The sequence below is a fragment of the Microcystis sp. M31BS1 genome, assembly GCF_020245285.1.
Taxonomy (GTDB): Bacteria; Cyanobacteriota; Cyanobacteriia; order Cyanobacteriales; family Microcystaceae; genus Microcystis; species Microcystis panniformis.
On sequence record NZ_JADBVE010000067.1, the window covers coordinates 1 to 12048 of the forward strand.

Consider the following 12048-nt stretch of genomic DNA (forward strand, 5'->3'; position numbering starts at 1 on the left):
GAACTTTTCTGACTTTTCTTCAGCTATTTATGAATGTCTGAATGATGCCCATCTGAAACATAAAAAAGAACTGGATTCCTTGCTGACTCTACGATTTCAGAAGTTTAATAAATCTCAGATTATGAACGTCTAAAGTATAGGAGATTTTTGGTCATGATCTTTATTATCCCGATTATTCTTGGTGCGGCTGCCTTAGTTACTGCTGGTGTGGGTGTTAGTGCTGGTGCTAATGGTGTCTCCAAGCTACAAAAGGCGGAAAAAATTGGCAAAAGTGCCGAACAAAGATACAAAAAAGCCAATAAATCCCTAGAAAAAAAGTTTCAAGCTACCCAAAAATTCGCGGAAGAATACGGTCAACTGCAAATTAATGTCAAAATCAACACTATCGGCAGATTTATTAAGTTTATTAGCAGAATTGATCAAAGAATTAGTCAAAGAATTGGTCAAAATTCCTCCCCATCCCATCAACGCTTCTTAGAAGGGTTTGAGGGATTTTCTGCCGAACAATTCAAGGAATATAAAGCAGAAGTGTTAAACGCGCAAAGTGTGGCTGTGGGGGGTTTAAAAGTAGTGAGAGTCGCTTCGGCAGCCAGTCAGGGAACCCTAGGATTAATTGGTCTTTTCGGTACTGCTAGTACAGGAACAGCAATTAGTGGACTTAGTGGGGCAGCCGCTTGGAATGCTACCCTAGCATGGTTAGGAGGTGGTTCTTTAGCTGCCGGTGGTGGTGGGATGGCTTTGGGAACAGTGGTTTTAGGAGGTATTACCGTCGGACCTGCTTTAATGATTGGTGGTTTTGTCTTAGGAGGAGAAGGGAAAAAGTCCCTAAGTAAAGCTATCGAATACGCCAAAGAAGTGGATAATAAAATAGCTCAATTAGATAAAAGTAAGGGTTTTTTAGGACAAGTTCAGCGCAGAATTAAGGAGTTACAATACCTCGTTAATAGTCTGAATAGTATAGCTATTAAGAGTTTAAATGAACTGGAGTCACGATCTAATTTTAATCCCCATCTAGAGGAAGATGCATCCAAGTTTCGGGAGGTACTGCTTTTAATTAAAGCTTCATCGGAAATCATGAAACTGCCTATCCTAGACGAAAAGGGAAAATTAACCAAAGCAACGGAAAATCTCGGAGAAAAGTACCGCCATCTCTTAGAAAAATAATAGTAGGATGCCTGCCAAGTAGCTGGTTATAATATAATTAAATTAAAAATGGATTTTAGGTTCGATCCCCCCTACCCCCCTTGATAAGGGGGGTGTCTGGTAATTTTTAACGCCTACCTACTCAGGAATAAAGAAAAACGCTCTAGAATTTAATTTAACAAATATTACCGAGTATTTCAATTAAAGTTAACTCTATTTCTGTAAAGGATTCAATAAAAATACTTTCACCTCGATAATATTTCTGAATATTTTGATAACTACCATGCAGAGGATGGCGATAAACTTCTACACATTCTTCCTTGAGATTTATAATCCAAACTTCTTGAATATTTGCCTCCGCATAAAGAGGGATTTTAGTATAGCAATCATAATCGATGGTAGAATCAGAAACTTCAATAATTAAATAGATATCTTGAGGACAAGGATAGGCAGCAACATAAAAATCCGATCGAGGTATTAGTAAACTTAAATCTGGTTCTGGTTGAGAATTATTATTTAATCTAATCGGATTTTGCACTCCTAAGAGAATAAGATCGCCAAATTTTCGATAAAATAACTGAGTTAATCTAGCTATACCAGCAGCATGACGGGTTCCCATCGGTGACATTTTGATAATTTCTCCTCGAATTAATTCCACTTTTTCATCGGGTTTGATTATTCCCTCAGTTGTCATTTTTTCGTATTCTTCCACCGTAAACTTACGGGTAATCAGCGATAAGGACATTTTAACTACACTCCTAAGATTTCTGCAATAGTGAATTCTATTTCTGGAAAGGATTCAATAAAAATACTTTCACATCGATAATATTTCTGAATAGTTTGATAACTACCCTGCAGCGGATAGCGATAAACTTCTACGCATTCTTCCTTGAGATTGACAATCCAAACTTCTTGAATATTTGCCTCCGCATAAAGAGGGATTTTAGTATAGCGATCATAATCGAGGGTAGAATCAGAAACTTCAATAATTAAATAGATATCTTGAGGACAAGGATAGGCAGCAACATAAAAATCCGCTCGAGGTATTAGTAAACTTAAATCTGGTTCTGGTTGAGAATTATTATTTAACCTAATCGGATTTTGCACCCTGAGAATAATTTTCTGTCCTAACTTTTGATAGAATAATTGTATTAATCTATCTACACTAGAAGCATGAAGGGTTCCCATCGGTGACATTTTGATAATTTCTCCTCGAATTAATTCCACTTTTTCATCGGGTTTGATTATTCCCTCGGTTGCCATTTTTTCGTATTCTTCCACCGTAAACTTACGGGTAATCAGCGATAAAGACATTTTAACTAAACTCCTACTTTCTCTTTATTCTATCTGGACAGCTTGCCAAGGGGTGACTTATCGGTGTTTAAACCATGAATCGGGGAGATAAACTAACTTTTTGGGTACTTGTACTGATTCTTCGGGAAAAAACAGCGGTTGCTATGGTGACAAAACCGCTAGATCTAACGTCTAGAAAGCTGGGGTAGGATCGAAACTGCCCCAAAAAAGCTACTATAGGTCAGTTGTCGATGTCAAAAAAAATAGCCGTTCCCCTCAGGAACATTAAGTCGAGAAATTTTATGGTTAAGCGAAAACAGCCTTATAGTTTAATTTATCTGTTCAGTCTGGCGATCGGTTTGGTGATTGCGATCGCACCTAAGGGACAAGCACAAACCCCCGACTCTAACACTCCTGCCAGCGATCCTAACGAATTAAAACCCTTAAATCAAGCTGATAGTGTCCTGAGTCTCCAGGGGGGACAACGTTTAGTGGAAGAAGCGAACACCGCTATTAATGCCGCTAAATACGATGTCGCTGTGGACAAACTCAATCAAGCGCGCCGGATTTTTAACCAACTATCTAACTATCATCTGCAATTAGCTAATAGTTTCTCAGGAATTGACCCAAAAGTATTCGATTCTCAGCGTCAAAGTGCTTTAAACACGGGACAAATGCGGGATGAAGCCACCTATAAGCTTGCTTTGGTTCATAGAGCGCAAAATCAGCCAGAATTGGCGGTTCCTTTGTTAATTCAGGTGATTCAATCCCAAAACCCCACCAGTGAATTAGGACAAAAAAGCTATCAACAACTCTACGAGATGGGATTTGTCAGCACACCCATCTCCGCACCGACTCCCACATCGGCAACTCCTAACAACTCCCCCCCACAGCAGTAAATTTTGTCCCCATTGACGAGCTTTCGGTAACAATGGGATCAGAGTATCTTTAATTGTTTTGAGGAGTTACGATGGTTGACTTTCGCCAAGTAGAAGCGATGATTCAAGAACAAATCCCCGATGCACAGGTGATGGTTCGGGATTTAACGGGAGGTGGTGATCATTTGGAAGCGGTGGTTATTTCTGGCGAATTTGCTGGCAAAACCCGCGTTAAACAGCATCAAATGGTTTATGGCGCTTTACAATCGGCACTGGCTACCGAAGCCATCCATGCTTTGGCATTAAAAACCTACACTCCCGACAGTTGGGCAGCAGAAAAATAACAGTTATCAGTTAAGTAGGTAGGTGTTAAAAGTTGTCAGACACCCCCCTTATCAAGGGGGGATTAAGGGGGGATCGGCACCCCCCTTATTAAGGGGGGATTAAGGGGGGATCGGCACCCCCCTTATCAAGGGGGGCAGGGGGGATCCATCTTCAATTTAATTATAACTACTTATCAGTTATCAGTTAATTTTTTTCTAGTTTTCTTTGTGGCTAATTATCTTCACAACACACAGTCTAATTTAATTACTTATGGTTAGTCCTTTACTGGAACCCTTTCGAGAAGCCTATCGCAATTTGGAACTTTTGCCGCTGCGATCGGATAAAGAATTACAGCGTTTTGCTGTCAAATACGGCACAGAAACTATCGACGAATTAGAACAATTGGTAGAAGATAGTCCTTCGGAAGACGGAAAAATTATTCTAGCAGGACATCGGGGTTGTGGTAAGTCAACCCTACTCTACGAATTTAAAAGAAAGTTAGATGATCGCTATTTTGTTGTTTTCTTCTCGATCTCAGACTCGATCGAAATGTCAGACGTAAATCATGTTAATATTTTATTCTCGATCGCCGTTCAGATGATGTCAGAAGCGGAAGCCCAAAATTTAACTATTAAAGATTCTATTAAAAAAAGCTTTTATCAATGGTTTGCTGAACAAATCCGCACGGAAACTAATCAAGCAGATGCCACTATCGAAACAGGTTTTAACTTTTCTACTTTACTAGCTCACATTAAAGGAATTCTCAAGATTAATTCGACTATTCGCGAGGAAATCAAACAAAAGTATGAGCGGAGAATTACTGATTTAGTTGACCAAATTGAAATTATGGCTACTGCGATCGAGTCCCAAAGTCAGAAAAAAATCTTAGTAATTGTTGATGACATTGATAAAATTGACTTAGCACAGGTAAGGGATATTTTTCAATCTCATATTAAAGCGATTAAATTGCCGAAATTTCGGATTATTATGACTATTCCGATCGCCGCTTTAAGAGAAGTAGCTTTAAAGGCAACTCTCGAAACAGAAATCAATAATCAGATCGTGAAAATGCCTGTATATAAACTCTTTAAACGGGGAGAAATTAATTCACCTAATGCTATCCCCGATCCCCAAATTATTGCTACTTTAACCGAGATTATCACTAAGCGCATCGATCCCGCTTTAATCGATCCTGACACCCTCGAAAAAATTTGTCTTTATAGTGGGGGAGTATTACGAGAATTAATTCGCATTACTAATGAGTGCTGTCGGGTTTGTTTGCGATCGGTTCGTCGTTATCCTGATGATAATACCCTAAAAATTGATCAAGCTGTTTTAGAACAATCAATCACAGAACTTAGTCTCGATTTTGCTGAAAGTATCGGTACAGCAGATGAGGAAATTATTAAAACTGTTTATGAAAAGTCAAAACCGAAGGATCTCAAGGATCAAAATTTTCTAGATCTGTTGCATGGTTTATATATTTTGGAATACCGCAATGGCGATCTCTGGTATAATGTGCATCCGATTGTGGTTGAGTTAATGAAAAAAAGAGGAACAATTTGAATGGGATAAGTAAGTAGTTATAATTAAATTGAAGATGGATCCCCCCTGCCCCCCTTGATAAGGGGGGTGCCGATAGGCGGGGGGATCCCCCTTGATAAGGGGGGTGAGGATCCCCCCTTAGTCCCCCCTTGATAAGGGGGGTGCGGATCACTCCTTGATCCGTAGGGTTGATTCATGAATCAACCCTACCTAATGGGGGTATCTGACAGTTTTTAACAGCTATCCACTTATTATGAATAATGAAACATCTTCAATTATTGACCAAAATGAAAGAGAATACGAAGGTTTAATCGTGTCTCTAGAGGCAAATCAAGAGAGATTAAATATATTAATTTGTGTGTGTGATCAGGAAAAATTGCGAGAAGAAATTATTGATCGCTATAGCAAAGAATTAGAACCAGTAATCCCTTGTTATCGGATTGATTTAGATCAAAAAGAACCGAGTTTAAGAGCAGCAATTGCTAGTTTAGTCTCCAGAAAACCAGAGTTATTACAAAGCAAAAACGCCGTGATCACAACCACAGGAGTGGAAAAATTACACTCGATCTCGCGTAGCGAGCGCGTTGCGACCGAATGGCAACGGGAAAAATCGGAACTAGATAAATTTTTTGGTTATCTGCAATGGACAAGGGAAGGATTGCGAGAATTTCCCTATTCCATTGTTCTTTGGGTAACAAGCACAGTGGAGGTAAATTTACGCAAAAAGTCCCCCGATTTTTGGAGTTGGAGAAAAGGAGTTTTTCGCTTTATTTCTCCTCCAAGTAACTTTTTACCTTGTCAGGAATTTTTACCAATTTTACAATCTTTTGACGAAATTACTATAGATAAAGATATTCCTTCAATCTCTAAGGAAGACTTGTTAGAACTAATCGAGCAAATCGAGGTAAATAAAGGCAAAAAAGAGCCAAGACTAGCGAGTTTATATGCCAGTTTAGCTAAGATTTATAACCTTCGTTTATTATATCGATCGCCATTGGTAGATTATCGTCAGGAACTTCTGCTTGCGATCGAGTATTATCAAAAGGCGATCAATTTACAAAAAGAGTTAAATCTAGAACTTGATTTAGTTGCGAGTCTCGACTCATTAGCAGGTATTTACTATTTTCTAGGAGAATACCAAAAAGCGATCGAGTTTTATCAACAGTCCTTAGCAATCTTTCAGAAAATCGGAGATCGCCGGGGAGAAGCAGATTCTTACAATAATTTAGGCAATGCTTACCGTTTCCGAGGAGAATACCAAAAAGCGATCGAGTTTTACCAACAGTCCTTGGCAATCTTTCAGGAAATTGATGATATAAGGGGAGTAGCGTATTGTTACAATAATTTGGGCAATATTTACAATTACCTAGGAGAATACCAAAAAGCGATCGAGTTTCATCAACAATCCTTAGCAATCAAACGGGAAATCCCTGATATAACAGGAGAAGCTTATTCCTATCTAGGTTTGGGGAATGTTTACGATTCCCTAGGAGAATACCAAAAAGCGATCGAGTTTTATCAACAGTCCTTAGAAATCTTTCAGGAAATGGGGTATATCATAGGAGAACCAAAGACTCTGTTTAATCTGGGGTTTACCTACTATAAACTCGATCGTATATCGGAAGCGAAAGAAGCATATCTTCAAGCGCGGAAATTATTTCAAGCATTGGGGTTAGCAGGATATGTTCAATATTGTGATCAGGCAATTCGGCAATTATAATTAACCAGTTGCGATCGAGTAAAAATTTGTTGCTTACCCCTTGACTTTTGCTTGTTTTAATGCTATGACTTACCAGACTTGATTGCTCATCTCACCCGATTTTAAGCCAAAACTGGTTAAAAACCGCTATAACGTTCCTCTAACCAGGGATCACCTCGTCGATGGTAGCCATTACGTTCCCAGAAACCCGATTGCTCTCGATCGAGAAATTCTAAGCCATTAATCCATTTAGAACTTTTCCAAGCGTAGAGATGGGGAACAACTAAACGCAGCGGACCACCGTGGTCGGGGGGTAAAGGTTGACCAAACAATTGAAAAGCGAAAAAATTATCCTCGTGCAGGAACTCCTCTAGGGTCAGGTTGGTGGTATAACCGCCATAACAGTGTTGCATAACGTGGGTAGCTTCCGGCAGCAGGTCAATTAAGGTCATCAAATCCGATACCTTAATTCCCGTCCAAGTCACATCTAATTTTGACCAACGGGTGACACAGTGAAAATCCTTGGTAAATTCCCACTGCGGTAGGGCCATAAAATCCGACCAGTTAAAAATTTTAGTCGTGGCCACCTTTCCCCAAACCTTAAATAACCATTCCTCGGTCTTGATTTGGGGAGTATCTCCGTAGGTAAGCACAGGAAAACCACTAGCGAGATATTGGCCCGGGGGAACTCGGTCTTGATCGGGAGATTCTGGTTTTTTAAAGAATTTGCCTAACATTGTTTGAGACTCACAACGAAAACCCTAAACAAATCTTAAAATATGAGGGAGCGAAAAGGTTTTCTCTACCTCACTCCCCACCATCAAGTTATTCCTCGTCTTCCCCTTCTTCTTCCTCTTTAGTGGGATAGACAAAGCTGTTAGAACGACCAGAAAGAACAGATTTACCCAAAGATAAGGCTTTTTGCGCTTCCCGAGCCGCTTGTTTTCTCCAGTGCGCTCTCCGTTGGTCGCGCTTGGCATTTGAGGTTTTCTTCTTGGGACAAGCCATAGTATTTTAACGATAGTTATAGACTCACAACCTTTCTATTCTACTCCCTATTTCCCTAATCGGCTCGCTCACTTGTCTGATTCCCTTGCTCACTACTGCCCAAAATATTGATAAAACTTAATAATTATCATTGGCTTACCTATTTATGTTTAAAATCCTATATAGCTATGTAGTCAAGTAATTTCCATCATGGTCACTACCGTTGAACCCCCCTCCCAGAAAAAAGCTGTTCTGCGCGAAACTATCCTCACCCCTCGTTTTTATACTACCGATTTTGAGGCCGCCGCTAATTTTGACCTTTCTTTGCAAGAAACCGAAATCAAAGCGATGTTAGAGGAGATGCGGACCGATTATAACCGGCATCACTTTGAACGTCAGCAAGGATTTGAGAGCTATCAAGACAATCTCGATGAAAAAACGAGAAATGCCTTTATAGATTACCTAGAACGCTCCTGTATCTCCGAATTTTCTGGCTTTTTGTTATTTAAGGAACTGTCACGACAACTAAAAAGCCGTAATCCCTTGTTAGGGGAGATATTTCATCTTATGGCTAGAGATGAGGCGCGCCATGCAGGATTTCTCAATAAAGCCATGGCTGACTTTAATATTTCCCTCGATTTAGCCAAAATTACTAAAACCCGGACTTACACCTTTTTCCCCCTTGAATGGGTGTTATATACGGTCTATCTCTCCGAAAAAATCGGTTATTGGCGTTATATACTCATTTATCGTCATTTAGAAGAACATCCCCAGTATAAATTTAATCCTCTCTTTAATTACTTCGAGAGTTGGTGTCAAGACGAAAATCGCCACGGAGATATCTTTAAAACCTTGCTGCGCGCTAAACCGCAATTGTGGAATAATTGGCGATCGAGATTATGGAGTCGTTTTTTCCTGCTTTCCGTCTTTGCTACCCATAGTTTAACTGTACGGGAACGCTCAGACTTTTATGATGCTTTGGGAATGGATGCGATCGCTTTTGATCAAGAAGTAATTCGTCAGACTAATAATACCTCCGCTCGCGCTTTTCCCACCATTTTAAATGTGGACCATCCCCAATTTTTCCCCCGTTTAAACCGTTGTGCCGAACGTAATTTACAATTAAAAGCGATCGATGAAAGCATCGCTCCCCAATGGCTAAAAACATTGCGGAAGTTACCCTTACAGTTAGGTATCGTCGGGGAGCTATTGCGATTGTATCTGATTAAACCCATAGATGCAGAAGCCACCAGAGAAATGGTACTTTAATCAGTTATCAGTTATCAGTTATCAGTTATCAGTTATCAGTTATCGGGAGACTCCGAGACTCCGAGACTCCGAGACTCCGAGACAGGAGATAGGAGATTAGTTTTATTTATTCTCCCCACACCCCACACCCCACACCCCACACCCCACACCCCACTTCCCCACTTCCCCACTTCCCCACTTCCCCACTTCCCCACTTCCCCACACCCCACTTCCCCACTTCCCCACTTCCCCACACCCCCACTTCCCCAACTCCTTTAATCTTTGCTGCGATTCTGGGTATCTATAAAGATAGATAAACAGCTAAGGTATATCTATGTCACTGGAAGAAGGATTAAAATGTCTGCGGCTAAAGGATTACGCAAAGGCTGTAGAATTACTGGAAGAATATTGTCAACAGTCAGCTAATTTTTATTCTCCCTTATATGTTCAAGCTAAAATGGCCCTTGCTCGGTCCTATCGCAGCAATAATCAACGGCAACAAGCGATCGCCTTAGCTCTGGAACTAGAAAATCATCTTGATCAGGAAGTTAGTCAGTGGGCCAAACGATTACTGACAATCTTTGGTGCTGAACAAAAAACCATCGGTATTACCACTAATAGGGTCAAATCTCGATCGCTGCCCAAGGCAGCACGATCTGCACAGGTAAGCGTCCGGTTATCCCGGACTATCCCCGAAAATAGACTTATTTTTGCTAAACTATTGACAATTACGGCTTTTTATGCTATAGCATTTGGTCTTTTTTTTGTAATTACCCGTTTGCTGCTCATCCCTGCGGGGACGGGTGTAATTATTGCCTTGCTCTTGACCGGTTTCTTAGGCGGACTCATCCTTTTTATCGCCCCGAATCTAATTGATTGGACACAAAAACGTCTTTATCGAGTGCGTTGGGTGTCCTTAGCGGAAATTAAACGGTATAGCCCGGAATCGGCGGCGGTAATTGGGCGTGTATGCCGAGAAAAAGGGTTAAAACCGCCAAAACTAGGCATTATCGAAGACGGACAGCCCCTCGCTTTTACCTATGGCTCTCGACGGGGTAATGCTCGCTTAGTAGTTAGCAGAGGTTTATTTACCTATCTCGACGATGAGGAAGTAGCGACGGTATATGCTCATGAATTAGGGCATATTTGGCAGGGAGACTTTGCCCTGATGACTATCTGTGCTAGTTTCGCTCATTTAAGCTGTTATCTCGATTCTTTTGCCCAAAATCAAGATAATAATTTTCAAGACACAGTTTTTCTAGGCCTTCTCTCATCAATTATCACCATTTTTAGGCAAATTATTGTTTTTTGCAGTCTTTATCTGTCTCGTACTAGAGAATACTTCGCCGATCATTTTGCTGCCCAAGTTACTGGTAATCCCAATGCTTTGGCCCGTGCTTTAGTAAAAATTGCCTTTGGTTTAGTCCAAGAAAATGCCCAGTCCAGTCCCCTGTCATTAAGTATAAATGTATTAAATATTGCCCAGGAGCAGGATGCGATCATTGCCGGTAACGTTTATGGTATCGCATTGGAGTCTCGCCGGATCGGACAGAGTTTTCTCTGGGATATATATAATCCTTGGGCAAAATGGTTAGAGTTGCAATCTAATCATCCCCTGACTGGTAAAAGGATTGGCGCTTTAGCCAACTATGCCGGACAGATGGATTTAGATATAGAATTTAGTCTGGGGGAAATATTAGGGCAAGAAATAGAATTAGATCGCAAGAAACTCTATCAAAACTTTTTTCTGCGACTATGTTTATATTATGGTTGGGGACTAGGCTTTATTATTGGGGTTGTCATCGCTGGGTTTCTTGGTCTGAAATTTAGCTCTTGGGCTGCATTGGGGCTAATTTTAGTCGCTGGGGGTTTGGGTATAATTATCAATCGATTAGCTAGTTATCCTCGTCTCAAAAATGCTAGTTTCAGCGATATTTTTTCTTTAACCGATAATCCTTACAGTCATCCCCTCCCAGCTATCCCCGTCCGACTCCGCGGTGAGTTAATTGCTCAAGGAAAGAATTTCTTTCTTAAAGATAGCACTGGCATAATTCCCCTCGCTCCTAACTATCGTTTTGGTTTTTGGCATAAAATCAGGACTACTAACCCCCCCATGGCAGCAATAAATAATACATCAGTACAGATTCTCGGTTGGTTTCGTCGCGATTTATCTCCTCGTCTCGAATGGAGTCAAATAACTCACTCTGGCGGAAATATTCGGGGTTATCCCCGTTTTTGGTCTTTGGTTAGCGGTTTTTGCTTATTAGTCTCCGGTTTAATTATCGCAGTCACATTTTAAGAATGGGAAAAACTGCCACTTCATCCCTTTTCTAGTTTTAGGTACTTGCTGGAATAGTAGCCAATTTTTGAGCGCCAATCCCTAAAATCCTCCAGTCTCACACCCCGAAAACTATTGATAAGTAGGGAGGCAAAATTATTTGTAGGATGGGTTAGCGGTAGCGTAACCCATGCAGGCGTTGGGTTTCATGCTTCAACCCAACCTACGTTCATCTTATATTTAATTCCACCCACCCACTTAACTTTAGGAGTTTAGCAAATGTCCAACGAAACCGTTACCTATTCCCTAGAAGCTGTCCTAACCAGAATTGAGAGTAAAATCGACAAAATCGATGAACGTCTCACAAAATTAGAAATCGGACAGGCCGAACTCAAGGCCGAGTTAAAAGGCGATATTAAAGTATTAGACGAGAAAATCGAGGGATTAACGGCACGGGTTGGTTATCAGGAATTTACCAACCGGGGGATTCTGATAGCTTTGGTGGTTGGTGGTTGGTGGTTGCTGTCTTGGGAGGTGCTGCTAAACTTTTTGGTTTTTTCCCCAATCCCTAGAACTGGCTCCTAGAAATGGTTACTTCCCTTATGATCATAATAAATAGCTGCTCGAAAAACTCAAAAATCTATAGGAGTTTA

General features: G+C 40.6%; 12 protein-coding genes and 2 pseudogenes. 10 read left to right on the forward strand and 4 right to left on the reverse strand.

Annotation, left to right across the window (positions count from 1 at the left end):
- Both IM509_RS03640 and IM509_RS03645 read left to right on the forward strand, forming a co-directional pair.
- A pseudogene (locus IM509_RS03640) lies at window positions 1-133 on the forward strand (IS630 family transposase); the annotation flags it as partial.
- A 20-nt stretch (window positions 134-153) separates the two neighbouring features.
- A complete protein-coding gene (locus tag IM509_RS03645) occupies window positions 154-1164 on the forward strand; it encodes a hypothetical protein (protein WP_072927950.1) in 1011 nt (336 codons plus the stop codon).
- Between the two features lie 154 nt (window positions 1165-1318).
- Here the strand turns inward: IM509_RS03645 and IM509_RS03650 are convergent, their stop codons facing one another.
- Window positions 1319-1888 carry a Uma2 family endonuclease gene (locus tag IM509_RS03650; protein WP_272079429.1) on the reverse strand — a complete coding sequence of 190 codons (570 nt, stop codon included), beginning with the start codon at window positions 1886-1888 and terminating at the stop codon, window positions 1319-1321.
- 5 nt (window positions 1889-1893) lie between these two features.
- Window positions 1894-2457: a Uma2 family endonuclease gene (locus IM509_RS03655; protein ID WP_072927394.1), complete on the reverse strand. Its 564-nt coding sequence runs from the start codon at window positions 2455-2457 to the stop codon at window positions 1894-1896.
- A 230-nt stretch (window positions 2458-2687) separates the two neighbouring features.
- Between IM509_RS03655 and IM509_RS03660 the strand changes: the two genes are divergently transcribed.
- The 4 genes from IM509_RS03660 to IM509_RS03675 all read left to right on the forward strand — a co-directional run bounded on the left by IM509_RS03660 (window position 2688) and on the right by IM509_RS03675 (window position 6903).
- Complete coding sequence (locus IM509_RS03660; protein ID WP_185237521.1) at window positions 2688-3335, forward strand: hypothetical protein; 648 nt, start codon at window positions 2688-2690, stop codon at window positions 3333-3335.
- 71 nt (window positions 3336-3406) lie between these two features.
- On the forward strand, window positions 3407-3658 hold the full coding sequence (locus IM509_RS03665) for a BolA family protein (RefSeq protein ID WP_002755721.1): 252 nt from the start codon (window positions 3407-3409) through the stop codon (window positions 3656-3658).
- A 250-nt stretch (window positions 3659-3908) separates the two neighbouring features.
- Complete coding sequence (locus IM509_RS03670; protein ID WP_072927388.1) at window positions 3909-5204, forward strand: P-loop NTPase fold protein; 1296 nt, start codon at window positions 3909-3911, stop codon at window positions 5202-5204.
- A gap of 232 nt (window positions 5205-5436) precedes the next feature.
- Window positions 5437-6903, forward strand: coding sequence for a tetratricopeptide repeat protein (locus tag IM509_RS03675; RefSeq protein WP_072927386.1), 1467 nt, complete (start codon window positions 5437-5439; stop codon window positions 6901-6903).
- A gap of 116 nt (window positions 6904-7019) precedes the next feature.
- Here the strand turns inward: IM509_RS03675 and IM509_RS03680 are convergent, their stop codons facing one another.
- A complete protein-coding gene (locus tag IM509_RS03680; protein ID WP_072927383.1) occupies window positions 7020-7619 on the reverse strand; it encodes a sulfite oxidase-like oxidoreductase in 600 nt (199 codons plus the stop codon).
- Window positions 7620-7707: 88 nt separating this feature from the next.
- Complete coding sequence (gene rpmF / locus IM509_RS03685; RefSeq protein ID WP_002742494.1) at window positions 7708-7890, reverse strand: 50S ribosomal protein L32; 183 nt, start codon at window positions 7888-7890, stop codon at window positions 7708-7710.
- Window positions 7891-8079: 189 nt separating this feature from the next.
- Between rpmF and acsF the strand changes: the two genes are divergently transcribed.
- From acsF to IM509_RS03705, 4 genes and pseudogenes are all read left to right on the forward strand, one after another.
- On the forward strand, window positions 8080-9138 hold the full coding sequence (gene acsF / locus IM509_RS03690) for a magnesium-protoporphyrin IX monomethyl ester (oxidative) cyclase (protein WP_072927381.1): 1059 nt from the start codon (window positions 8080-8082) through the stop codon (window positions 9136-9138).
- Window positions 9107-9238 (forward strand): hypothetical protein, encoded by a 132-nt coding sequence (locus tag IM509_RS03695; RefSeq protein ID WP_287108394.1) that lies wholly within the window; start codon window positions 9107-9109, stop codon window positions 9236-9238. Before acsF ends, IM509_RS03695 begins: the two co-directional genes overlap by 32 nt.
- A 213-nt stretch (window positions 9239-9451) precedes the next feature.
- On the forward strand, window positions 9452-11416 hold the full coding sequence (locus tag IM509_RS03700; RefSeq protein WP_072927760.1) for a M48 family metalloprotease: 1965 nt from the start codon (window positions 9452-9454) through the stop codon (window positions 11414-11416).
- Between the two features lie 258 nt (window positions 11417-11674).
- A pseudogene (locus IM509_RS03705) lies at window positions 11675-11967 on the forward strand (DUF4164 domain-containing protein).
- Window positions 11968-12048: the final 81 nt, after the last annotated feature.